At 72.9% G+C, this 23,630-nt stretch carries 22 protein-coding genes, 1 pseudogene and 1 riboswitch; of the genes and pseudogenes, 18 read left to right on the top strand and 5 right to left on the bottom strand.

The genetic code is table 11. From position 1 onward, the window contains the following. Positions 1-136: 136 nt before the first annotated feature. From JYK04_RS04635 to JYK04_RS04595, 9 genes are all read left to right on the top strand, one after another. Positions 137-802 carry a molybdopterin-dependent oxidoreductase gene (locus JYK04_RS04635; protein ID WP_189746910.1) on the top strand — a complete coding sequence of 222 codons (666 nt, stop codon included), beginning with the start codon at positions 137-139 and terminating at the stop codon, positions 800-802. Beyond that, complete coding sequence (locus JYK04_RS04630; protein ID WP_189746797.1) at positions 744-1,421, top strand: cytochrome b/b6 domain-containing protein; 678 nt, start codon at positions 744-746, stop codon at positions 1,419-1,421. Before JYK04_RS04635 ends, JYK04_RS04630 begins: the two co-directional genes overlap by 59 nt. A gap of 166 nt (positions 1,422-1,587) precedes the next feature. Beyond that, positions 1,588-1,977, top strand: a complete 390-nt coding sequence (locus JYK04_RS04625; RefSeq protein ID WP_189746799.1) for a GntR family transcriptional regulator — start codon at positions 1,588-1,590, stop codon at positions 1,975-1,977. After that, entirely contained in the window at positions 1,974-2,861 is an 888-nt protein-coding gene (locus tag JYK04_RS04620) for an ATP-binding cassette domain-containing protein (protein ID WP_189746801.1), read from the top strand. Before JYK04_RS04625 ends, JYK04_RS04620 begins: the two co-directional genes overlap by 4 nt. Beyond that, on the top strand, positions 2,858-3,790 hold the full coding sequence (locus JYK04_RS04615; RefSeq protein ID WP_189746803.1) for an ABC transporter permease: 933 nt from the start codon (positions 2,858-2,860) through the stop codon (positions 3,788-3,790). Before JYK04_RS04620 ends, JYK04_RS04615 begins: the two co-directional genes overlap by 4 nt. Before the next feature lie 76 nt (positions 3,791-3,866). Further along, complete coding sequence (locus tag JYK04_RS04610) at positions 3,867-5,279, top strand: MFS transporter (RefSeq protein ID WP_189746805.1); 1,413 nt, start codon at positions 3,867-3,869, stop codon at positions 5,277-5,279. A gap of 5 nt (positions 5,280-5,284) precedes the next feature. Further along, a complete protein-coding gene (locus JYK04_RS04605; RefSeq protein ID WP_189746912.1) occupies positions 5,285-6,523 on the top strand; it encodes an anhydro-N-acetylmuramic acid kinase in 1,239 nt (412 codons plus the stop codon). 9 nt (positions 6,524-6,532) lie between these two features. Continuing rightward, the gene (locus JYK04_RS04600; RefSeq protein ID WP_189746807.1) at positions 6,533-7,267 is read left to right on the top strand and encodes a helix-turn-helix transcriptional regulator; all 735 of its coding nucleotides are present in this window, start codon (positions 6,533-6,535) and stop codon (positions 7,265-7,267) included. A 31-nt stretch (positions 7,268-7,298) separates the two neighbouring features. Continuing rightward, positions 7,299-7,856 carry a DUF3291 domain-containing protein gene (locus JYK04_RS04595; RefSeq protein WP_189746809.1) on the top strand — a complete coding sequence of 186 codons (558 nt, stop codon included), beginning with the start codon at positions 7,299-7,301 and terminating at the stop codon, positions 7,854-7,856. Between the two features lies 1 nt (position 7,857). On the opposite strand, the gene JYK04_RS04590 is transcribed toward JYK04_RS04595, so the two are convergent. Continuing rightward, positions 7,858-8,733: a YwqG family protein gene (locus JYK04_RS04590; protein WP_189746811.1), complete on the bottom strand. Its 876-nt coding sequence runs from the start codon at positions 8,731-8,733 to the stop codon at positions 7,858-7,860. A gap of 382 nt (positions 8,734-9,115) precedes the next feature. Between JYK04_RS04590 and JYK04_RS04585 the strand changes: the two genes are divergently transcribed. The 3 genes from JYK04_RS04585 (at position 9,116) to JYK04_RS04575 (ending at position 12,495) form a co-directional block, all read left to right on the top strand. Continuing rightward, positions 9,116-10,318, top strand: coding sequence for a serine hydrolase domain-containing protein (locus JYK04_RS04585; protein ID WP_189746813.1), 1,203 nt, complete (start codon positions 9,116-9,118; stop codon positions 10,316-10,318). 94 nt (positions 10,319-10,412) lie between these two features. Then, positions 10,413-11,399: an MsnO8 family LLM class oxidoreductase gene (locus tag JYK04_RS04580; protein ID WP_189746815.1), complete on the top strand. Its 987-nt coding sequence runs from the start codon at positions 10,413-10,415 to the stop codon at positions 11,397-11,399. A 253-nt stretch (positions 11,400-11,652) separates the two neighbouring features. Then, positions 11,653-12,495, top strand: a complete 843-nt coding sequence (locus JYK04_RS04575) for a polysaccharide deacetylase family protein (protein WP_189746817.1) — start codon at positions 11,653-11,655, stop codon at positions 12,493-12,495. Between the two features lie 25 nt (positions 12,496-12,520). Here JYK04_RS04575 and JYK04_RS04570 read toward each other — a convergent pair whose 3' ends face one another. Both JYK04_RS04570 and JYK04_RS04565 read right to left on the bottom strand, forming a co-directional pair. Then, positions 12,521-13,705, bottom strand: a complete 1,185-nt coding sequence (locus JYK04_RS04570) for an FAD-dependent monooxygenase (protein ID WP_189746819.1) — start codon at positions 13,703-13,705, stop codon at positions 12,521-12,523. A gap of 257 nt (positions 13,706-13,962) precedes the next feature. Next, positions 13,963-14,472 carry a F0F1 ATP synthase subunit B family protein gene (locus JYK04_RS04565; protein WP_189746821.1) on the bottom strand — a complete coding sequence of 170 codons (510 nt, stop codon included), beginning with the start codon at positions 14,470-14,472 and terminating at the stop codon, positions 13,963-13,965. Between the two features lie 244 nt (positions 14,473-14,716). Next, positions 14,717-14,784, top strand: a riboswitch (guanidine-III (ykkC-III) riboswitch). 11 nt (positions 14,785-14,795) lie between these two features. Here JYK04_RS04565 and JYK04_RS04560 point away from each other — a divergent pair. Further along, positions 14,796-15,674 (top strand): MBL fold metallo-hydrolase, encoded by an 879-nt coding sequence (locus JYK04_RS04560; protein WP_189746823.1) that lies wholly within the window; start codon positions 14,796-14,798, stop codon positions 15,672-15,674. Here the strand turns inward: JYK04_RS04560 and JYK04_RS04555 are convergent. Continuing rightward, positions 15,623-16,608 (bottom strand): annotated as a pseudogene (locus JYK04_RS04555) (EamA family transporter). The gene JYK04_RS04560 and the pseudogene JYK04_RS04555 overlap by 52 nt on opposite strands. Before the next feature lie 19 nt (positions 16,609-16,627). Between JYK04_RS04555 and JYK04_RS04550 the strand changes: the two are divergent. From JYK04_RS04550 to JYK04_RS04530, 5 genes are all read left to right on the top strand, one after another. Continuing rightward, positions 16,628-17,149, top strand: coding sequence for a MarR family winged helix-turn-helix transcriptional regulator (locus JYK04_RS04550; RefSeq protein ID WP_229876850.1), 522 nt, complete (start codon positions 16,628-16,630; stop codon positions 17,147-17,149). Positions 17,150-17,240: 91 nt separating this feature from the next. Beyond that, a complete protein-coding gene (locus JYK04_RS04545) occupies positions 17,241-18,038 on the top strand; it encodes a rhomboid-like protein (RefSeq protein WP_189746827.1) in 798 nt (265 codons plus the stop codon). A gap of 90 nt (positions 18,039-18,128) precedes the next feature. Next, a complete protein-coding gene (locus JYK04_RS04540) occupies positions 18,129-18,359 on the top strand; it encodes a hypothetical protein (RefSeq protein WP_189746829.1) in 231 nt (76 codons plus the stop codon). Positions 18,360-18,592: 233 nt separating this feature from the next. Then, positions 18,593-20,536, top strand: coding sequence for a PhoX family protein (locus tag JYK04_RS04535; protein WP_189746831.1), 1,944 nt, complete (start codon positions 18,593-18,595; stop codon positions 20,534-20,536). A gap of 100 nt (positions 20,537-20,636) precedes the next feature. After that, the gene (locus JYK04_RS04530; protein WP_189746833.1) at positions 20,637-22,496 is read left to right on the top strand and encodes a peptidoglycan recognition protein family protein; all 1,860 of its coding nucleotides are present in this window, start codon (positions 20,637-20,639) and stop codon (positions 22,494-22,496) included. Between the two features lie 141 nt (positions 22,497-22,637). Here the strand turns inward: JYK04_RS04530 and JYK04_RS04525 are convergent, their stop codons facing one another. Continuing rightward, a complete protein-coding gene (locus JYK04_RS04525) occupies positions 22,638-23,189 on the bottom strand; it encodes a ribosome-inactivating family protein (RefSeq protein WP_229876851.1) in 552 nt (183 codons plus the stop codon). Between the last annotated feature and the right edge of the window lie 441 nt (positions 23,190-23,630).

The following is a 23,630-nucleotide window of genomic DNA, read 5'->3' as shown; positions in this document are numbered from 1 at the left end:
CCCTGATCTGTGACGGAAGTCTGACGTCGCCCCGGTCTGCCTGGTGTCCGGCATCCCGGGGTGCTGGAATCGAGGGGTGACGACAGACCACCCCGACTTCGAGGGCACCCCCGTCGGTCGCCGGCTCGTGCTCGGCATGCTCGGGCTCGGCGCCGGGGGCCTCGTTGCCGCACCGTACGTGCAGCGCGGCATCGAGTCCTTCCTCGGGGCCGCCTCGGACAAGGACCCGACCGGGCTCACCGGGCTGCTGCCCAACGGCGGTGGCTTCCGCTACTACTCCGTGGCCACCTCCGTACCGCGGAAGAACGAGCAGAACTACCGGCTCACCGTGGACGGTCTGGTCGAGCGCCCCGCGACGTACACCCTCGACGCCCTGCGCGCGCTGCCGCAGAACCGTGTCGTGAGGGACGTGCAGTGCGTCACCGGCTGGCGGGTCCCCGAGACCCCCTTCTCCGGCGTCTCCCTGTCCCTGCTGCTGGACGCCGCCGGTGTCCGTCCCGAGGCCAAGGCGATCCGCTTCACCTGCTTCGACGGCGCGTACAGCGAGAGCCTCACGCTCCAGCAGGCCCGGCGCGACGACGTGCTGGTCTGTCTGCAGATGCAGGACGAGCCGGTCAGCCACTCGCACGGCGGCCCGGTCCGGCTCTACGTCGCGCCGATGTACTTCTACAAGTCGGCGAAATGGCTCTCCGGGATCACCGTCACGTCCGAGGTGCGACCCGGCTACTGGGAGGAGCGGGGCTATGACGTCGACGCCTGGGTCGGCGGGTCCAACGGGCGCAGTGACACCCCCACCGTCTGAACCGGCCCGACGGGTCGCCAGGTTCACGCGTGCCGAGCGCTGGGTCCACCGCACGACCGCCGCACTGACCCTGCTGTGCGTGGCGACCGCGGCCGCGCTGTACGTACCGCAGCTCGCCGAACTGGTCGGCCGCAGGGCTCTGGTGGTGACGGTCCACGAGTGGGCCGGGATCCTGCTGCCCGCGCCGTTCCTGGCCGGACTCGCCTCGCCCGCCTTCCGGGCCGATCTGCGCAGGCTGAACCGTTTCGGACCGCACGACAGGAAGTGGCTGCGCGCCGTGCGGCGCCGCGACCGCCGGCGCGGTTCCCGGCCCGCGGGGAAGTTCAACGCCGGACAGAAGATCTACGCGTCGTGGATCGCAGGGGCCGTCCTGGTGATGCTGGCGACCGGTCTGCTGATGTGGTTCACCCACCTGGCACCGCTGATCTGGCGTACCAGTGCCACCTTCGTGCACGACTGGCTGGCCCTGGCCATCGGGGTGGTGCTGGCCGGGCACATCAGGATGGCGCTCGCCGACCCGGAGGCGCGCAGGGGCATGCGTACCGGGTCCGTCGAGCGCCCCTGGGCGCAGCGGGAGCACCCGCTGTGGCTGAGGGACGAGCCGAAGGACGAACCGTAGGACGAGCGTGCCGGATCCGGTACGCATGTCCCTGCGCGCCCCGTACGTCATCCTTCCTGAATCCCCCTGGACTCCCTGAATCCCCCCTGATTCCAGAATGAGTTGACAGCGGGCCCACGCCTGCACCACCCTTTCACTACTTAACTAGTGAAAGGGTGGTGCAGGCGTGCTGGAGTACCGCATCGACCGGCGCAGCGGCATCGCCACGTACGTGCAGATCGTCCAGCAGACCAAGCAGGCCCTGCGCCTGGGCCTGCTGGAGCCGGGCGACAAGCTGCCGACGGCGCGGGAGGTCGTGGAGGCCACCGCGATCAACCCGAACACCGTCCTCAAGGCCTACCGCGAACTGGAACGCGAAGGTCTCGTCGAGGCGAAGCGGGGGCTGGGCACCTTCATCCGGAAATCCCTGGGCAGCGCCCCGGCGGAGTCTCCGCTGCACGCCGAACTCGCCGACTGGGCCCGGCGGGCCCAGGACGCCGGCTTGGAGCGCGACGACGTGGCCGCGCTCTTCACATCCGTACTGGAACAACACTTCAAGGGGGACGGCGAAGCATGACAGAAACCGTGATCGAGGCCGAGGGCCTCGGGCTGCGCCACGGGCGCCGGGGAGGCTGGGCGCTGCGCGACTGTTCGTTCCGCCTTCCCGCAGGCCGGGTGTGCGCGCTCGTCGGGCCCAACGGCGCCGGGAAATCCTCCCTGTTAGGCCTCGCCGCCGGCCTCGTGCTCCCCACGGAGGGCACCCTGCGCACCGTGCCCCGCGAGACGCTCGCGTACGTCGGCCAGAACAAGCCCCTCTACCCGCAGTTCACGGTCGGCGAGACCCTGCGGATGGGTCGCGAGCTCAACCCGGGGCGCTGGGCCGCGACGACGGCGGAGCGGATCGTCGCGGCCGGGGAGCTCGACCCGCGCACCAAGGTCCGTGCCCTCTCCGGCGGCCAGCGCACCCGCGTCGCCCTGGCCCTGGCCCTCGGCAAGCGCCCCGGCCTGCTGCTCCTCGACGAGCCGATGGCCGACCTCGACCCGCTCGCCCGGCGCGAGCTCATGGGCACCCTGATGGCCGACGCCGCCGACAACGGCACCTCCCTGGTGATGTCCTCGCACATCCTCACCGAGCTGGAGGGCGCCTGCGACCACCTCCTGCTCGTCGACCGCGGCCGGATCCGCCTCAGCGGCCCCATCGACGCGATCGGCGAGGCCCACCGGCTGCTCAGCGGCCCCGCCGCCGCCTCCGCCCAGCTCGCCGCCCACACCGTCGTCGAGTCCCGTACGACCGGCCGCGGACTCACCGCCCTCGTCCGCCTGCGGGGGCCCGTCGACAGCGGGGTCTGGCAGACGGAGCACCCGACCCTGGAGGAAATCCTGCTCGCCCATCTGCGTTCCCCCGATGCCCCCTCCCTCACCACCGAGGACTCCCTCGTCTCGACGGGGGTGCGGGCGTGAGCGGCACGATGCTGAAGGGCCCGTACTGGGTCGCCGCCCGCCAGCACAGGCACGCGCTGTGGGTGCTGCCCGCCGTCGTGGCCGTCGCTCTCGTCGCCGTGGTCGCCCTGCGCTACTGGGGCGCGGGCCTGCCCTCCGGCCGGCTGGGCACACCGTTGTCGAACCACGGCTACGAGCTGCTGTACTTCCTCATGGAGTACGCAGGTACGGGCCTGTTGTTCCTGCCTTCGCTGGTGGGGGCCTTCGTGGCCGGCCCGATGACGGCCCGCGAGCTGGAGAGCGGCACCTGGCGGCTCGCCCTCACCCAGTCGACCACCCCGAGGGCCTGGCTCGGCTCGAAGGTCCTGGTGGCGGCAGTGGTGTCGGTGCTCGGATCCGCCGCAGTCGCCGGGGTCTACCGCCTCGGCTGGGTGAAGGTGCCCGGCACCTACCAGCTCTTCTGGGCGGACCCCGGGACGTACGTGGCCGCCGGCCCGGTGCTCGCCGCTTACTGCCTGCTCGGCGTGGCCCTCGGCGTGACCGTCGGCCAGCTGGTCCGGCGGACGCTGGTCTCCATGGCCCTCACCGGGGTGCTCGCCGGCTTGGTGCTGCTGGGCGTCGGAGCGCTGCGATGGTCGTTCCTCCCCGTGGAGACCCGCACGGTGCCGCTGAAGGGGAACATCATCGACGTGATGCCGGCCTCCGCCCTGATGACGGACACGGGGCTGCTCACCTCCACCGGTGAGCGCCTGCCCGAGTACGCCTGCTTCGAGCGGACCCAGAACCTGCGCGTCTGCCCGGCGGACATGGACGTCACCGGCTGGTACACGGAGTTCCACCCCGCCTCGCACTACTGGCCGACGCAGCTCGTCGAGAGCTCGCTGGTCCTGGTCCTGGCCGGCCTCGCCCTGTTCGCCGCCTTCCGGCTCGTGGGCGCCCGGCGCGCCTGAGCCCCCGGGCGCGGCGGCGTACGGCAGATGGCGGACGGCACTTGTGGAGCCGCCCTGGGGTCAGCAGGCTTGATCCATGACCACACCCGTCCCCGGTCCGGTGCGGCCTCCTGCGGCGGTCCGGCCGGACGACGCGCGCCGGGCGCTGGTGGCGGGATCCGTCGGCAACTTCATCGAGTGGTACGAGTTCGGGATCTACGGCTACTTCGCCACCGTCATCGCGGCGCAGTTCTTCACTCCGGACGGCGGCAGCGCGGTGGAGGGGCTCGTCAAGGCGTACGCGTCGTTCGCCCTGGCGTTCTTCTTCCGGCCGGTCGGGGCCGCGGTGTTCGGGCGGTTCGGGGACCGGGCGGGCCGGCGGCCCGCGCTCGTGCTCGTCGTCTGTCTGATGACCGGTGCCACGGCGATGATCGGCCTGCTCCCGACGTACGCCTCGATCGGCGCGGCCGCGCCATGGCTCCTGACCCTGCTGCGGATCCTGCAAGGTCTGTCGGCGGGCGGGGAGTTCGGCGGGGCCGTCTCGGTCATGACGGAATGCGCGCCACCGGGCCGCCGGGGCCTGTACGGGGCCTGGCAGTCGTTCACGGTCGCGCTCGGCCTGCTGGCGGGCGCCGCCGTGGCGGTGGTCCTGGCGAGCGTGCTGACCGCGTCGCAGCTGCAGGGGTGGGGCTGGCGGGTGCCGTTCCTGCTGACCCTGCCGCTGGGGCTCGTCGCGCTGAGGCTGCGCTTGCGGCTGCCCGCGGACGAGCCGCCCGCCCCCGCACCGCCCGCCCTCGCACCGCCCGCCCTCGTTCCGCCCGCCCCCGTACCGCCCGCCCTCGCACCGCCCGCCCTCGTGCCGGGCGGTCGCGCCAAGGGCGGCGCCGGGCCCGCGGGCGGGCCCCGGCCGCGCCCCGGGGAGACGGCCCGGGCCGTGGTGCTGGGCGTCGGGCGGATGATGGGCTGGTCGGCGGCCGGCTACACCTTCCTGGTGGTCATGCCCTCCTACCTGCAGAGCACGCTCGGTACCACCTTCCAGCGAGCACTGCTCGGCACCGTCCTGGCGAACCTGGGGTTCGCCGCGTCGATCCTGCCCGCCGGCAGGCTGAGCGACCGGATCGGGCGGCGGACGGTGATGGTGGCGGGGGCCCTGCTGATCGCCGCGCTCGCGCTCCCGCTGCTGCACCTGGTGCAGGATCCCGGCGCGCCCGGGTACGCGAAGGGAGCGGCGCTGTTCGCCGCGGGCGCCGGCGTCGGCCTGATGGCGGGTCCGGGGCCCGCGATGCTGGCCGAGATGTTCCCGGCCAGGGTGCGCTGCACCGGCCTGGGACTGGCGTACGCGCTCTCCAACGCCGTGTTCTCGGGCTGTGCGGGACTGATCATCACCGAAGTGGTCGCGCGGACCGGGAACGTCGACGTCCCCGGCCAGTACGCCGCGGCGACCTGCGCGGTCAGCGCCGCCGCGCTGCTGACGCTGCGCGGCGACGACCACGGGCGGGCGCTGCGGTGAGCTCCCTGCGCGTGGTCGGGCTGATGTCCGGCACCTCGTACGACGCGATCGACGCGGCCGCCGCCGACCTCTCCCTCGACGGCGACACGCTGGTGCTCACACCCCTCGGAATGATCAGCACGGTCTACGACGACGACCTGCGGGCGGAGCTGGCCCGGGCGCTGCCGCCCGCCGCGGCGGACCTGGCCACGGTGTGCCGACTCGACACCCGCATCGGGCAGGCCTTCGCCGCGGCGGCGGTGCGGGCGGACGAGGAGCTGTGCGGCGGACGGGCCGACCTGGTGGCGTCGCACGGGCAGACGGTCTTCCACTGGGCCCAGGACGGCCGGGTGCACGGCACGCTCCAGATCGGCGACGCGGCCTGGATCGCCGAGGCGACCGGCCGGCCCGTCGTCTCCGGCTTCCGCACCCGCGATGTGGCGGCCGGAGGACAGGGGGCGCCGCTGGTCAGCATCGTGGACGTGATGTGGCTGCGGGGACGGCCCGGGCTGCCGGTCGCGCTCAACCTGGGCGGGATCGGGAACGTGACGGTCGTGCCGGGCGGGGCGGAGGGGACTGGGGGAGAACCGCTGGCCTTCGACACCGGCCCCGCCAATGCGCTGATCGACGCGGCGGTGCGCGCGCTGGCCGGGCGCGACGCCTCGGGCGAGGCGTACACGATGGACGCGGGCGGAGCCCTCGCCGCGCGGGGCACGGTCCACCCGCCGCTGCTGCGAAGGCTGCTGGACGATCCGTACTACGCCCTTCCCGCACCGAAGACGACGGGCAAGGAGCTCTTCCACCTGCCCTATCTGCACTCGGTGCTGGGCTCGTGCGCGCCGCTGCCCGCCGAGGACGTCGTCGCCACGCTGACCCGGCTCACGGCCCGGACCGTCGCCGACGCGATCCGGCCCTTCGGGGCGACCGAGGTGATCGCGTCGGGCGGGGGGACGCGCAACCCGGTGCTGATGGACTGGCTGCGGCAGGAGCTGGGCGCGGCCGGTGGGACCGGCGCGGCCGGCGGGTGCGTGGTGCGGTCCTCGGACGAACTCGGGCTGCCCTCGGCGGCGAAGGAGGCGTACGCCTTCGCCGTTCTGGGCTGGCTCACCGCGCACGGTCTGCCGGGCACCGTCCCCTCGTGCACGGGCGCCCGGCGCGCGAGCGTCCTCGGCTCGATCACGCCCGGTGGTCCGGGCCTGCGCCTGCCGGGGCCACCGGCGACGGCGCCCGCCGGCCTTTCTATTTCCAATCTGCGTTGTTCCTAGAATGGCCGGGTGAAGGATATCGATGCGATCGCGATGTTGCAGGACCCGGTGCGGCGCCGCCTGTACGAGTACGTGGCGGCACAGGGCCGGGAGGTCGGCCGCAACGAGGCCGCCGAGGCGGCCGGGGTGGCGCGCACGCTCGCCGCGCACCATCTGGACAGGCTGACCGAGGCCGGGCTGCTGGAGAGCGGCAGCCGCCGCCTGACCGGCCGCTCGGGTCCGGGGGCCGGCCGTCCGGCCAAGGTGTACACGCGGGCGCGGACCGAGCGGTCGGTGTCGCTGCCCGCCCGCGACTACCTCACCGCCGCGGAGTTGCTCGCCGAGGCCGCCGAGGAGGCGGGTCTGGACGCGGTGCTGCGCGCGGCCGCCGGCCGCAGGGGTGAGGCCCTGCGAGGCTCGGCGGCGCCCTGCGGCGGACTCGAAGAGGCCATGGAGATGCTGGCCGACCGCGGCTACGAGCCGTACCTGGAGGGTGGAGAAGGCGGCGAGGACGCCGGGGGCGCGGAGGGGGACCAGGGCGTCGACGGTGCTGGGGCGGTGACCGGGGCGGCCGCGCGCGTCGTCCGCATGCGCAACTGTCCCTTCCATGCGGTCGCCGAGCACTTCCCGCCGCTCGTCTGCGGCATGAACCTCGCACTGCTGGAAGGGCTGTTCGGCGTGGACGGTTCCGTCCGCGCCCGCATGGACGCCCGGCCCGGGGAGTGCTGCGTGGTGATCGAGACTTCTAAAAACAATGAGCGTTGACATAGAAAGGTGCTCGTGCTGGGATGAGGCCATGACCGCATCCGCGCATGCCGCCCATCTCGCCCAGCTCAACGTCGCCACGCTCCTCCACCCCTTCGACGACCCGCGCATGGCGCCGTTCGTCGAGATGCTCGATCCGGTCAACGCCGCCGCCGACGGTGCGCCCGGCTTCGTGTGGCGGCTCGTGGAGGAGGGGGCGGCCGACGCCACCGGCCTGCGTCCGGCGGGGGAGGACGTCGTCGTCAACCTGTCGGTGTGGCAGACCCAGGAGGCCCTGTGGGACTTCTCCTACCGCAGCGGGCACCTGGAGGTGATGCGCCGGCGCCGCGAATGGTTCGAGCGGCACGTCCAGGCGCACCTGGTGCTCTGGTGGGTCCCCGCCGGGCACCGGCCGACCGTCGCCGAGGCCCTGGAGCGGCTGACCGATCTGCGGGCGCACGGGCCGTCCCCGCGCGCGTTCACCTTCGCCTCCGCCTACACCGCCGCCGAGGCCGCCCAGCACCTCCAGGCCGGGCCGCCGGCGCAGCCTGAAGAGGCCGCACGGAGCGCGGGGCCGGTGCCGACGGTCCCGGCGGGGGAGACCCGGTGAATCAGCAGCACTGCCAGGCGAAGCTCGCCTCGTCGAAGCGGCCCGCGGCGAGGTCGGCGGGGCGGATGAGCCAGTAGAGGGTGCCGACGTCACCCCACATCATGTCCGCCTCGTCGTCGGTGTCGATCTGCGCGAGCAGCATCCACCGGGCTGCCTCCTCGTCCAGGCGGGGGTCGTTCCAGGAGACGCCGGGGCCGAGCGCCGCGTGGGCGATCTCCCGCTCCACGGCACCCTGTACGGGCACGGGGTGGCCCCCGAGCCGGTGCCGCACATCGCCCGGAGCGGAGTCGAGGGCGCTGAGGGCGGTGGTGAACGCCCTGGCGTTGACCGGGTGGTGGCGCCACTGCCGGGAGTCCACGACCTCGCCGAACGCGGCCCGCACGACGGGGGCGTCGTAGGCCGGTACGGTCATCCCCGCCTGTGCGGTCAGCGGCACCTCGGGATACGGAGGGAGCCCGGGCGGGGCGGGGAGCGTGCGGGTGGGGGTGCCTGCGGGTACGTGCAGCACCCGGGCGCCGGGCCGGGTGCCGGGGTCCGAGGCGTGGACGAGGGAGTCGCCGCCGTCGGGCCGCCCGTCGTGGAGGAAGAACAGCAGGGTTCCGGAGTCGGGCAGGGCGAGCCCGCAGTTGCCGGCCGCCGTGAGGGCCGCGCAGTCGAGCGAGGCGATGAGGGACAGCGGGCCGTATCCCTCCCACACGGGCCACGGCAGGTCGAGAGGCAGGTCCGGGAGCCCGCCGAGCCGCCCCGCCACCGGTCCGCCGCCCGCGTGGGCCAGGCGCAGGCCGGGGGTGAGCAGGCCGATCCAGCGCGCGGCGTCATCGGGCGGGAGGTGGCTATGGGCGAGGTCGTGCAGAGCCTCGACAGGAGCGTGCGTCATGGGACGAGCATGCAGGAGCGCACTGACAGGACGGTCCCTTGCCGAAGGCGGCCTCGATGCCGCCGGCCTGTCGGCGGCTCGTCCCGTAGACCTCGGCACAACCGCTGCGGGCAATTCGCGGACGGGTGAGGAGAGAAGCGAGCCGGTCGGAGCGAACTCCCGGCCGAATGTCGGCCGGTGGAGCCCCCGCGGGGCCGCCCGGGCCGGCCCGGCCGCAGAGCGCCCGGCACCGCGGCAACCCGGGTCCGACGGCGACTTACGCGGCCAACCGGGGGGTCGCGGCGCGCGCCGCGGTCCCGGCGGGCCGCTCGGGCTGCTACTGCTGGGCCGGGCCGGGCGCCGCCCGCCCCGGCCGTCCCCGCGCACACCAGGAGCCACGTACATGCCGACCCGTGCCCGTGCCCGCCGAAGCCGTCTCCGTACCGGACTGTCCGCCGCCGTCCTGACCGCCGCCGCACTCGGCGGGCTCCTGCAGCCCGCGCAGGCGGCCGGTGACCCGGGTCCGGGCGACGGCCGCCAGCGCCACGACAAGCGTCTCCAGCGGCAGCTCGACGGGCTGGTCGCCCAGGAGGACGGCCCGCCCGGGGCGATCGCCATGCTCACCCGGGGAGACCGTACGGAGGTGTACACGGCCGGTGTGGGCGACATCGCGACCGGCCGCCCACCGCACCCCGACGACCACATGCGCATCGCCAGCATCGCCAAGGCGTTCAGCGGGGCCGTTGCCCTCCGGCTCGTCGACCAGGGCGTGCTCTCCCTCGACGACACCATCGGCGAGCGGCTGCCCGGCCAGCCCGAGGCCTGGCACGCGGTGACGCTGCGCCAGCTCCTCCAGCACACGAGCGGCCTGCCGGACTACTCGGCCGACCCCGGGTTCCTGGAGATCCTCACCGCCGACCCGCGCCACGTGTTCGACCCGCGCACCCTCCTCGACTTCGTGGCCGACGAGCCGCTGCGCTTCGTCCCCGGCTCCCTGTACGAGTACTCCAACTCGGACAACATCGCCGTCGCGCTCATGGCCGAGGCCGTCACCGACCGACGCTACGAGGACCTCCTCAAGGAGCTCGTGTACCGCCCGCTGGGGCTGCGCCGCACCAGCCTGCCCCTGGGCTACCGGCTCCCGCAGCCGTACCTGCACGGCTACGACGTCCAGCCGCCGGCCGAACCGGAGGACATCAGCGAGGCCGTGGGCGCCTCCGGTGTCTGGGCCTCCGGCGGCATCGTCTCCACCCCCCGGGAACTGGGCACCTTCATCCGGGCCTATGGCGGCCCCACCTTGCTGTCGGCGCAGACCCGCAAGGAGCAGCTGACCTTCCGTCCCGGCGACTCCTCGGAGCCTGCCGGTCCCGGCACCAACGCCGCCGGGCTGGCGATCTTCCAGTACACCACCCGCTGCGGGGTGCTCTACGGCCACACCGGGAACTTCCCCGGGTACACCCAGCTCGCCGCCACCACACCCGACGGCACCCGGTCGCTGACCTTCTCGATCAACACCCAGACCAGCAAGGGCAACAAGCCCGCGCTGCTGGCCCGACTGCGCACCGTGCAGGAGAACTTCGCCTGCGCCCTGCTCAAGGAGCACTGAGCCGCAGCGACGACCCCGTTTGCGGCAGGGCGGGCGTGGCGCGAAAACGATCACGCCCGCCCGCCCGGCCACCCGCGATCCCTATGCTGACGCCATGCTCGACATACCCCTTTCAGCGCTGGAAGTCGCGATGGTGCAAACGGGCACCCGGGCCGCCGACACCCTGCGGGACACCACGGCCTTCGCCCAAGGACTGGAGGACCTCGGCTACCACCGCCTCTGGTACGCGGAGCATCACCACTCTCCCGCGATCGGCGCGTTCCCGCCGGTCGTACTGACCGCGCACGCCGCCGCGTCGACCTCGGCCATCCGCCTCGGTTCGGGCGGGGTCCTGGCGCCGAACCACGCCCCCATCACGCTGGCGGAGCAGTTCGGCACGCTCGCGGCCCTGCACGAGGACCGCATCGACCTGGGCATCGGCCGCGGCCCCGGCACGTTCGACGACGCCACCGCGCGGGCACTGCGCCGCGGCGGCGACCCGGCGACGGATGCCGAGTACCGGGACGACGTGGCCGCCATCCTTTCGTTCCTGGTGGACGAGGTGGCACTGGGTCCGCTGCCGGAGCCGTGGCTGCTGGCCTCCAGCCCCGCAGGGGCCGCGCTCGCCGCGGAACTCGGGCTGCCGGTCGCCGTAGCGCACCACATCAGGCCGGACAACACCCTTGCCGTTCTGGAGCGTTACCGGTCGGCGTTCTCCCCGTCCCGCTGGTGCGAGCGGCCCCGGGTGCTGCTGTGCGTGGAGGCGGTGTGCGCGGAGACGGAGGAGGAAGCCGTCCGTCGTGCCGGGCCGATGAACGTCGTCAAGGCCGGCCTCCTGAGGGGGGAGAGCCAGATCCCCTTCCCCACCCCCGCGCAGGCGGCCACCCACCCCTTCACGGAGCAGGAGCGGCAGGCACTGGCGGGCTTCCGCGCCCAGCAGGCCGTCGGCACGCCCGAGACCGTCGTGGCGCGGCTCGCACACCTGGCCGCCGGGACCGGGGCGGACGAGCTGATGCTGGCCACGCCCGTCTACGACCTCGGCGACCGCATCGCCTCGTACGCGCTCATCAAGAAGCACTGCGGAGCCATGACGGCGCCCTAGGAGGCGGGAGCCCTGCGGTGCTCCGCACGGCCCCGCGGCGTGGGCGGGCCGTGACACTGCTCACACGGGGTGCGGCACCACGGGAGTGGCCACAGCCGTTGGCGCTCCGAGGCTGTCGGCCGCTCGCCGGGGGACCCGTGTGCCCTGAACCACACAAAACGGGCCATTTGGTCGAGGTGGGGCTCCGAACGGATGACCTAGCCTGGATCGACCAGCGAGATCCGGGGGCCGAGGGCAAAGGAAGAGCACGTCCATGCGCATCACCACCAGTTCCGCACGTCGTCGACGGGCGGGGTACGTCGCTGCGGCCGCCCTCCTCGGGCTCCTGGCGGCAGCCGGCACCCCGGCGTACGCCGCCACCGACGGCTCGGTGGTCCGCACCCCGGACGCGCCCCCGTCCGGCCACTCCGCACCGGCCGGCACCGCAGGCACCGCCCAGGGCCCGGCGCACAGTGCCGCCCACGGTGCCGCTCAGGGCGCCTCCGGGGTCCCGCTGGGGATCTCCCGGCTGGCACAGGGCGCGGGCCGCCAGGTCGCGATCACCATCGACGACGGTCCGGACCCCCGCTGGACGCCCCAGGTCCTGGAGACGCTGCGAAAGAACCACGTCAAGGCCACTTTCTGCATGATCGGCACCAAGGCGCAGAAGTACCCGGAGCTGGTGCGTGCGGTTGCCGCCGACGGGCACCGGCTGTGCGACCACTCCGTCGACCACGACGTCACGATGGACCACAAGCCCGTCGCCTACCAGCGGCAGCAGATCCTCGACGGCAAGGCCATGATCGAGAAGGCGGTTCCCGGGGTCCCGGTCGCCTACTACCGCGCGCCGGGCGGAGCCTTCACCCCGGACAGCCGCGCGATCGCCGCCGCGAGCGGGATGCGGCCGCTGGGCTGGAGCGTCGATCCCCAGGACTGGAGCAGGCCGGGCCTGAAGGCCATCCTCTCCTCCGTGGAGGGCAAGCTCCCCCGGCAGCCGACGGTCCTCTTCCACGACGGCGGCGGCGACCGCAGCGAGACCGTCGCCGCGCTGAAGGAGTACCTGCCCTGGCTCACGGAGCAGGGCTACAGCTTCTCCTTCCCAGCCCGCACCACCTGAGGGCCGTCCCGGACCGCCCCCACCGCTACGCGGGGAGGCGGAACCCGTTGAAGAGGTCGTCCATGCCGCGCAGGGCCAGACGGGCCGGGGTGACCCGGACCGCGAGATCACGGACGGCCACCACGACCGGGTTGCGCAGCACGCCCAGCCGTCCGACGCGGCGGGCACGAAGGCGCACGGCGTCGGTGCGGGCGTGGCGGGCGGCGGTGTACGCGGCGAGGGCGGCCGGAACGGCGGTGTCCCCGCCGTCGCCGCGCTCTCCGGCGGGCAGCAGACGGGCGAGGACCACAGCGTCCTCGATGGCCTGGCAGCCGCCCTGCCCCAGGTTGGGGGCCATGGCGTGGGCCGCGTCGCCCAGCCAGGCGATCCGGCCGTGGTGCAGGTACGGGAGCGGGGCGGCCAGGTCGTAGAGGTCGTTCCGCAGGACATCGGCAGCGCCCTGGCGCCCGACGCGGTCCAGCAGCGCCGGAATGGGGTCGTGCCATGTGCCGAAGCGCCGCCGCAGTTCGGTGCGCGGGTCGGTGAGACGGGTGTCCGGCGGGACGACCGCGGTGGCGTAGAGGTAGTAGCGGCCGTCCACGAGGGGGGTCACCCCGAACCGCTCCCCCCGCCCCCACGTCTCGCTCATGGCCGGTATCCGCAGGTCCGGGGCGTCCACGATGGTCCGCCAGGCCGTCTCACCGAGATAGTGCAGTCCGGGGTGCGCGGGGAAGTGCGCGCGGCGCAGCGGACTGTGGATGCCGTCGGCGGCGACGACCAGATCGGCTCGGATGCCCGGGCCCGCCGCCGTACGGACGGTCGGCCGGTCCTCGGCATCGTCGACCCCGGTCACCTCGGTGCCGTACCGCAGGGCGGACGGCGGCAGCGCGGCGGCGAGGGTGGCGGTGAGGGCCGGGCGCGGGACGGCGAGGGGCGCCATGCCGTAGCGGGCCGCCATGTCGGCGGTGCCCGCCCGGGTGAGCCACCGGCCGTCGGGGCGCCGCACGCCCATCGTCGCGGGTACGGCGCCGCCGATCGCTCGGGAGACATCGACGCCGACCGCGTCGAGTGCGCGCAGGGCGTTGGGGGCGAGGCCGATGCCGGCGCCGGTGACGGGGGGTTCGGGGGAGCGTTCGCAGACGGTCACGCGCCAGCCCCGGCGGTGCAGTGCGACGGCGCCCGTGAGGCCGCCGATTCCGGCTCCGACCACCACCGCGTGACGGTTCGTCATCGCCCACCTCTCCGTTCGGGGCCCCACTCTAGGCCGTCTCTTTCGGATCTTGTCGGCCGAGCCCGCGGCGTCCGGTGCCGTGCAGGGCAAGGCGGAGGGGCGCCCGTGTACTGGACGTACTCGGGTGCCCCGACAACGCGGCCAGGTGCGGTGCCGGGCGTCGCGGGCCCGGCAAGATCCGGAAGAGACGGGCTGGAATGGTGGGGTGACGGAGCACGCGCCCGTCCCGGACCTGGTGCGCGGGAGCGGCCGTGGACTCAGCCCTTGGTGTCGGCCTCGGCCTCGGTCTCGGCGAAGAACTCGTCGGCGACGGCGCGGGCACGGTCGACGTCGGTGAGCGGTTCGCCGATGATGCGGCCGGCCAGCTCGGTGGCCAGCCCGAGGACGTGCTCGCGGAGCTCCGCCTCGGCGATCACCCGGTCGGCCTCCAGCTGCACGGTGGCCGCGGCGACCATGTCCTCGCGCGCCTTCTGCCCCTCCGAGCGGACGGCGGCGAGGAGGGTGAGGCCCTCCTCGTGTGCGGCCTGGCGGATCTGGGCGGCCTCGTGACGGGCGGCACTCAACTCCGCCTGGTACTCGGTCCGAAGGCGCTGCGCCTCCCTCTGGACCACCTCGGCCCGCTCGAGCGCGCCCGCGGTGGCCTCCTCGCGCTCGGCGAGGGTCCTGTTGATCCTCGGCAGGAGGACCTTGGCCAGGGTCGCGAAGACCACGGAGAAGGCGATGAGGCCGACTATGAGTTCAATGAGATTCGGTTTCAGGGGTCCCATGATCGAATCGTAGCGGTGCGCTATCGGCTACCGCTTCGAATTGCCATGGCCTCATGGCCTGAAATCGGCGGTCGGGCAGGCAATGTGAGGTGACGTCAGCTGCTGTGGTGCCGAGCGGCCGGCGAAATGCCGACGAATGAATTTCACACATTCCTACCGAGGTTTCTCGGCGAAGGGCACTGCCGTCGCCGCACGGGCGCCGGGCACCACCAGGGCAGTGGATCAATCTCGTGGTAGCGTCGCGGCGGAGGCTCGTACGTGCCCACCCCGGACGAGATGTGCGCCGTACCCGGCCCGCCAAGACGACGCACGCAGGAGGCGTCATGGCTGAAGGCACGTCCTTCATCGATTTCGACAGCCCGGCTTCTCGGCCTCGCGAGTTGGACGTCCGCTGGATCCACGGCTCACCATCGGCCAAGCACAACACCGACCCGGACATCCAGGTCTACGCGTACGACGAGCACACGGTCATCCTGCGGCAGAACATGGCGATCGACTACGAAGCGCCGTTTCTCTTCCTGCTGTTCGGCAACGACCGGGCGGTGCTGATCGATACCGGGGCCACTGCGTCCGGTGAGTTCTTCCCCTTGCGCCCGGTGGTGGACCGGCTCGTCGACGGCTGGCTCGCCCGCCACCCCCGCCAGGAGTACCACCTGCTGGTGCTGCACACCCATGCCCACGGCGACCACACCGCGGGCGACGGCCAGTTCGCCGGCCGTCCCGACACCACAGTGGTCGCGGCAGACCTGCCCACGGCCTGGAAGCATTTCGGATTCGACGAGAACCCCACCGCCACGGCTAGGGTCGATCTGGGCGGCCGCGGGCTCGAGTGCCTGGCCACCCCCGGGCACCACGAGAGCGCCGTCACGTACTACGACCCGTGGACCGGGTTCCTGCTCACCGGCGACACGGTCTATCCGGGCCGCCTCTACATCCAGGATCGGCACGCGTTCACCCGGACCATCGACCGGCTGATCGAGTTCTGCGAACGCCGACCGGTCACCCACGTCATGGGCTGTCACATCGAGATGACCACCGAACCGGGCGTGGACTACCCGGTCCGCACCACCTACCAGCCCCACGAACCCCCACTGCAGATGACCACCGACCACCTGCACGAGATCCGCGCCGCACTCGACGAGATCGGCACTCAGCCCCGACGGCTGGCCTTCCCCCTCTTCGTCCTCTGCCCGGACGACTGAGCCGCGCCCACCTGACCTTCGCGACGTGCTCGTCCGCCGCCCGCCGCCGTACCCCGGCTCGCCCGTCCGCCTCTGCCCGGGGGCCGGCCGAGGGCGACCGCGCCCAGTACGAGTGCCAGTCCGCACAGCTGTCGGCCCGTCAGCACCTCCCCGGCGACCACCGTCCCGAGCAGTACGCCGGTGACCGGATTGAGCAGCCCTATCAGACCGACCGTCCCGGCGGGCAGGCGGCGAAGGCCGGCGAACCAGATGGCGAAGGCCAGCGCGGTGGCGACCAGGCCGACGTAGCAGAACGCGAGCAGGGCCGACGGGGACATCGGTGGCGGGGCGCCCTCGACGGCCACGGCCACCGGCAGCAGGAGCAGGCCTCCGGCGGTGAGCTGCCAAGCGGTCGACGCGAGCACACCGGCGCCGGTGTCCCCGTCGGCGCCGGTGTTCCACCGCTTGGCCAGGACGTGGCCGACGGACGACACCAGCACCGCCGCGGCCGAGGCCAGGACGCCCGGCAGGCTGATCCCGCCCACGCCCCCGAGCAGCATGAGGCACACCCCGCCCAGCCCGATCACGGCGCCCGCCAGGTGGGCGATGCCGGGCCGCTCGGCGACCAGGGGCCAGGCGGCGAGCATCATGATCAAGGGGGAGGCGGCCATGACGGTCGCGGCCACGCTCGTCGGCAGCAGCTGGGAGGCGGTGAGACGAGGAAGAAGAACACGCTCACGTTGAGCAGCCCGAGCAGGGCGGACCGCCCCCACCACGCGCCGTGCGGCCGCCGACGGCACAGCGCCAGCAGGACCAGGCCGGCCGGCAGCGCCCGCAGGGCGGCCCCGTACAGCGGGTGGTCCGCAGGCAGGAACTCATGGGTGACGAAGTAGTTGGCTCCCCAGGCCACCGGTGCCACTGCGGTCAGCGCCACCCAGCGCACATTTGCTTCCATGGAAGGTAATATAGCTTCCATGGAAGCAAAAATGTCCGTCGAGCACGATCCGCCCCTGGACCGGGTGGCCAGGATCCAGGCCGACTGGCGTCGCGAAAGGCCTGACCTCGATGTCGGCCCACAGGGCGTGATCGGCCGACTGCACCGCCTCGCCGACCGGCTCGGCGCGGAACTCGGCCTCGTCTACGACCGCTACGGCCTCAGCGAGGGGGAGTTCGACGTCCTGTGCGCACTGCGCCGTGCAGGTGAGCCCTTCGAGCGGGCGCCGGGCGAGCTCGCCGCGCACACCATGGTCACCACCGGTGCGATGACCAAGCGGATCGACCGCCTGGAGCGGTCCGGACTCGTCACCCGCCGACGCTCCGACGACGACCAGCGCGGCCGGATCGTCGCCCTCACCTCGGCCGGACGCGACCTCGTGGACCGGGCGTTCACCGACCACATGCGCAACGAACGCCGCCTGCTGGACCTCGTGACGCCCGAGGAGGCCGCGGTACTCGAAACGCTGCTCGCCACCTGGCTGTCCCGCCTGGAGGACTGACACGGGGGCCCGGCCCCGACCGGGACGGCCGCCGGCACCCGCCGGCACCCGCCGATCCCGGCCCTCGGTGCGACCTGGAGAATGCCACGGTATGAACTCTCAGTCACTGCGGGGTGCTCTGGACGGGCTCGTCCGCGCCGTGCGGGGGTACCCGCGCCGCGCGCCGCTGACCCTCGCCTACGTCTGCCTGCTCCTGGGCAGCCACGCCTGGGTCGGCCACGGCCTGTCCACCGAACGGGCGGCCGCCGTGCTGGGCCACGTCAGCACCAACCTGGACAACCTGCAGGACCATCCGGTGCCCGCGCTGCTCGGCAGCGCGCTGTTCTTCGACGGTACGCTCACGGACGTCACCTCGACCGACTTCGTGGGCACGCTGATCACCTTGGGCCTCGGCGTCTGCTGCTTCCTGGCCTGGGTGGAGCACCGGTGGGGGAGGGTGCGCGCCGTGGCCGTGTTCCTCGGCGGGCACGTCGCGGCCACCCTGCTCACCGCTGTCGTCATCGCCGTTGCGTTGCGGCACGGTTGGTATCCGGCGGCCGTCCGGCAGGCCTTGGACTACGGGGTCAGCTACGGAGCCCAGACCGTGCTGGCGATCGGCACGCTCGCCCTGCCGCGCCGGGGCCGCCTTCCCTGGGCCGCCTTCGTCATCGCCTGGCCGCTCGGCGGAGCCGACTGGAGCGGGCCGCTGCCGGACTTCACCACCGTCGGCCATCTCACGGCGGCGGCCCTCGGGTTCGGGCTGTTGGGGGTCCCGGCCCTCAGACGTCAACGGGTCCGCGCTACCGCGCCGTCCCGCGCCGCGACCGGCTCCGGGCAGCGGCGAGGCCCCGTTCCGGAACCGACGCCGTCACCGGCAGCCGGAACAAAGACGCCTCCCTCCTCGGCCTGAGCCCGGCCGACGGTTTACCGCGACGCCGATGACCGCCGAGTGATCCCCCCGCCCCGGATGGTCCGTCAGGCAGGCTGCGAGACTTCGGTGATGAGCACAAGGCGCCGCCCGCTCGGGCAAGGACCGGTTCCCCTCCGCGAGTACCAGGAGCAGGAGGCGGAGCAGGAGACGGAGACGGAGACGGAGCAGCGCGTCGCACGCGGCCGCACCGCTGCCGAACGGGCCACCGAGGACCCGGCCCCCACCGCCCCGCCCGAGACGCAGCTCCCGACGGCCCGGCGAGCCCTGGGGTTCGGGCACGACACCCGTACCACCCGCTGACCGCGTCCCTCGCGTGCGCTGCGGCCGCCCCGCGAACTCGCCGGGTCACCCGCGAACGCCGTCCCGAGATGCGGTTCGGGGCGTCCCGGGACGGCCGGACGGACGGAACGGGGGGCCACTCGCCCTAGGTTCGGAACCACGGGCCCCGGCAGCCGATGCCGCCGGGAGCGCCCGTCCTTCGGATCCCTGGCGGCGGCGCAGCGGCCGGCCCTTCCCCCTTTGGCGGCACACACATGGCAGATCTGGTTCCTCCCCACCCCGAGTCGGCGGGAGCCCCGCCGTTCGAGGAGGTCGTGGCCTCCTCGCTCTCACGGCGTCAGGTCGTGGCCGGCGGCACGGCCGCCCTCGTGGCGTTCCTCGGCTTCGGCACCTCCACCGCCCAGGCCGCCACCACAGCCGCCGCCGCCCCGGCGCCGACGCCCGCCGGCGGGGAGCCGAAGGGGCTCCTCGGCTTCGCCGCGGTGCCGCCCGCGACCACGGACGCGGTGACCGTGCCGCCCGGCTACTCGGTGCAGACCCTGGCGCCGTGGGGCCGGCCCCTGCACTCCGGCGGACCCGCGTGGCTGGCCGACGGCGGCAACAGCTCCACCGACCAGGCCCGCCAAGTCGGTTCGCACCACAGCGGGCTGCACTTCTTCCCGTACGACGACGGCCCCCGGGGCAGCCGGCTCGGGACGCTCGTCGTCAACCACGAGGCCACGGACGCCACGCTGCTCCACCGGGACGGCGGCGCGGCCCTGACGCGCGAGAAGGTCGACAAGTCCCTGGCCGCGCAGGGGCTGAGCGTGTTCGAGGTACGCGAGAGCGGCGGCACCTGGGACCTCGGCGACTCGCCGCGCAACGTCCGCATCACCGGCACCACCCCGGTGAACTTCTCCGGCCCGGTGGGGTCCGGTCACCCGGCGCTGCGCACCGGTACGGCCCACGCCGGCACGCTGGGCAACAGCGCCTACGGGGTGACCCCGTGGGGCACGTATCTGAGCTGCGAGGAGAACGTCGCCGGCTACTTCGGTACCGACGACCCGAGCTGGCGGCCCACGCGCACGCAGAAGCGGTACGGCGTGAGCGCGGCCGGTCACGGGCACCGCTGGCACACCGTCGCACCCCGCTTCGACGTGGCGGTGAACGGCAACGAGGTGCACCGGTTCGGCTGGGTCGTGGAGGTGGACCCCGCCGCGCCTTCCACCGCTCCGGTGAAGCGGACCGCCCTCGGCCGCTTCCAGCACGTGGGCGCGACCGTCACCGAGGCCGCCGGCCGCGTCGTCCTCTACAGCGGCGACGACGAGAACGGCGGCTACCTCTACAAGTTCGTGGGCGAGGACGAGTGGCGGCGGGAGCGCGCCCGGGGACGCAGTCCGCTGGACCACGGCACCCTGTACGTCGCGCGGTTCGAGGACGACGGAACGGGACGCTGGCTGCCCCTGATCCACGGGCGGGGCCCGCTGACAGGCGAGCACGGCTGGCGGGACCAGGCCGACGTCGTCCTGCGCGTACGCGAGGCTGCGGACGCCCTTGGAGCCACGCCGCTGGACCGCCCCCAGCAGACGGCGGTCGCCGCGGACGGCACCGTCTACTGCGCGCTGGCCAACAGTCCGGGCGGGGGCTACTGCGGCTCGGGCGGCGGGACCGGCCGCGGCCGGGCGATCAGCCCGCGCGAATCCAACCCGTACGGGCACATCGTGCGGTGGCGCGAGGAGAGCGCGGAAGGGTTCCGCTGGGACGTCTTCGTGCTCGCCGGTGACCCGGCCCACGACGAGGGCGTCGGACTCGACGAGTCGGGCATGTTCGGCTCGCCGAAGGGCCTGTGGTTCGACGGCGACGGGCGGCTGTGGATCCAGACCGGCATCTCGAAGTGGGCCCAGAACTGCGATGAGTCCGGGCACGGGAACCTCGGCAACAACGCGGTGCTCGTCGCCGATCCGGCCAACGGTGAGATCCGCCGCTTCCTCACCGGCCCGCGGGGGGCCGAGATCACCGCAGTCGTCACGACACCCGACCGAAGGACCCTCTTCGTCAACGTCCAGCACCCGGGGGAGCACACGGCCGCCTGGGGAGCCCCCACGCCCGAGCGGCCCTGCGCGGTCAGCGGCTGGCCCGACCACGACCCGGCGGGCCGCCCGCGCTCGGCCACGATCGTCGTCCGGCGCACGGACGGGGGCGTGATCGGCGGGGTGTGACGCCGCCGGCACGCAGGGGCGGGGTCGGCCCGTTCCGTCAGGAATCGACGACAGCGCGCGGCGGCACGGCAGGCCGCGCAATCACCAGGAGAACGACGACATGGCTTTTTCCATCATCAGCCGGGCGCAATGGGGCGCGCTGCCCCCGAAGAAGATCGACAAGGACCCTTTCACCCCCTGGCTCGGCGGCGTGGTCATCCACCACGAAGGGGGTGGCCATTTCGCCGTCGACCAGCACGACCGGTGCGCCGGTCTGGTCCGGGAGGTGCAGAAGAACTCGATGTACTACTCGCCGCTCGGTCATGTGGCGGACTGGCTCGACATGAAGGAGCCGCCCTACGACGACATCCCCTACAGCTTCGCCATCTGCAAGCACGGCAGCATCTACGAGGGCCGCGGGCTGGGCAGGCGGCAGGCGGCGAACGGCACGGAGCGCAAGGGCGTCAACCAGAACTACTACTCCATCCTGGGACTGATCGGGTCGGAGGACGCGGTCACGTCCGAAATGGTGGCCGCGTTCCGGCAGCTGATCGAATACCTCCGGTACTGCATGGCGGGCACCGCCGTCGTGGGGCACAGGGACATGCGCCTCACCTACACGGAATGCCCGGGAAACCTGTACCCCAAGGTCCTTCTCGGCGAACTCGAACCGCCGAAGCCCGTTCCGGGCGGATCGACGGGCGGGAAGGAGGGGATCACCTACGTGTACTCGCGCTCCGAATGGGGTGCGCGTCCGGCGCGGGAGGTGACCCGGGTCGACATGGGTGACCGAACGGGATTCACCGTTCACTATTCGGCGGGTCCGACGACACAGACCGTCCGCCAGATCCAGAACTACCACATGGATTCCAACGGCTGGTCGGACATCGGATACAACTTCCTCGTCGACGACACCGGTCGCATCTTCGAAGGCCGCGGCTGGTACGTCCAGGGAGCGCACGCCACCGGTCACAACACGAGCCACATCGGCGTCTGCTTCATAGGCGAGGACGGCGACGCGACCCCGCGGGCACTGTCAGCGATCCGCGCCCTGTACAAGCAGGCCAACCAGCTGGCGGGCAGGACGCTCGCGCAGACCTGGCACGGCGGGCTCTCCGGCAACTCCACCAGCTGCCCGGGCTCGGCCCTGCGGGCCTGGGTGCAGGGCGGCATGGTCGCCGACAGCGTCACGATCGAGTACGGATCCGGCGGCGGTGGCGGCGGCAGCGACTCCAGCGGTGGCGGCGGCGGGGGCATGACCCAGGTGCGGTCCGTCTCCGCTCAGCAGCAGGCGGTCAACGGGCTGGGCTACAACCCGGCGCTGGCGGTCGACGGGGTGTGGGGTCCGCTGACGGACGCGGGCGTCCGCTGGCTCCAGGGCAAGGTCGGTACCGGTGTCGACGGCCTGTGGGGGCCCGGCACCGAGGCCGCGTACAAGGCGTACGCAGGCGGTGGTTCCGGCGGTTCGGGTGGTTCCGGCGGCATGAGCTCGGTGCGTTCGGTGCTGATGCAGCAGTACGCGGTCAACTCCCTCGGATACAGCCCTGCCCTGGACCAGGACGGCGCCTGGGGCCCGCTGACCCTCGCGGGCGTCCGCTGGCTGCAGGCCAAGGTCGGCACCCCGGCCGACGGCGCGTGGGGCCCGGCCACCGAAGCCGCGTACTTCGCGTACATCGACGACGGCGCCCGGCTCGTCGTCGACGGCGACTTCGGGCCCGCGACGATCCGTGCCACCCAGGAGGTCATCGGCGTGACGGCGGACGGCCAGTGGGGGCCGAATTCCAAGAAGGCGCTGCAGCACCACCTCAACGTGTGGTCGGGCGCCGGGCTCGTCGAGGACGGCATCACCGGTCCGGCGACCTACAAGGCCCTGCAGTCCCACCTCAACCGGATGACCGGCGCCGGTCTGGCCGTCGACGGTGCGTGGGGTCCCGCCACCGTCAAGGCCCTGCAGAACGCGCTCAACCTGAGCAAGTTCTGAACCGTGCCGCCCGCACTCCGTCCCGTGCACCCGAAGAGGGATCCGGATGCCCGGGACGGCGTGCGGGCGAGCGCCCCGCCCGGCCGGCGGGGACGCGGCGGGATCCGGCAGAGCGCCGCCCTCCGCGCAGACCGCTGCGGACTACAGCCGCCCCCCGGTCATCCAGATACGTGACATCGCATCGGCCAGGGCGGGGTACCGGGCGGCTTCGCAGAGCATTTCCGAGAGCACGAGCATTCCGTGAGCGGTGCTCCGCGGATCGCGGTTCTGGTGCAGCCGGACGACCGCGTCGCTCAAGGGCCGGCGCCCGAGGAGGACGCCGGAACGCCGAACGGCGGCGGCCCTCTCCAGGTCGGCGCGGCCTCCGCCGAACGGCAGGGCTTCCGTTCGGCGGAGCCCCGGCGGTGCGACCGAGTCCCGTACGTGGCGTACGTACGCTTCCGGCGGGGCCTGACCGTTCTCGAAGATGTTCCGGAATCCGGCTATCCGGAGGCTCGTATTGCGTGGGCGGAGCTCGATGTAGAGCTCGATGAACAGGCCGCGCAATTGGACGTGGAGGGGGAGGTAGGGCATTTCGCCCTCCTTGCGCCCGGCTCCGCCGAAGAATCCCTGCGCATCTTGCGCCTTCGACCGGATGGTCGACGTCAGGGATCGGTACTCGTCGGCCGAGGCGAGCGCCGGGGAAAACAGCATCGGTATCAGCATGGGCGGCCTATCGGGGGAGAGGTCCAGAACGCGGGCTTCCCGTGGCGGATCTGACCGCAATCGCTTGGATCCTGCTGCACTCACGCATGCACATCACCACCTTCGCCATATTCCGAACAACGGGTTCATCACCCCGTTGGCGCCGGGTTCGGTTCGATGGGCTCCTTTGTAGTCGTGCGGGCGGCGGTCAAGAGCGTTATTGGCCTGTGATGCTAAGAAATCGGCGCGCGATCCCGGATACCCTGACGGCTGGACATGCGTCCCAACGGGGCCTGCAAGAGCCTGGGTTGAAGCCCACGGCACCGCCCGCGAGAGGGCCGCCCCGAGTTGCGCGAGGAACGAGCGGGCGGCCGTGGTTCCGCGCGGCCGCCCCGCTCATGACCTCACCCGTTCCGCGCCCCCTGACCGGGCATTCGGATCCGGATGGAT

The organism is Streptomyces nojiriensis (assembly GCF_017639205.1).
GTDB classification, from domain to species: Bacteria; Actinomycetota; Actinomycetes; order Streptomycetales; family Streptomycetaceae; genus Streptomyces; species Streptomyces nojiriensis.
This window is presented reverse-complemented; position numbering and strand designations above follow the sequence as displayed.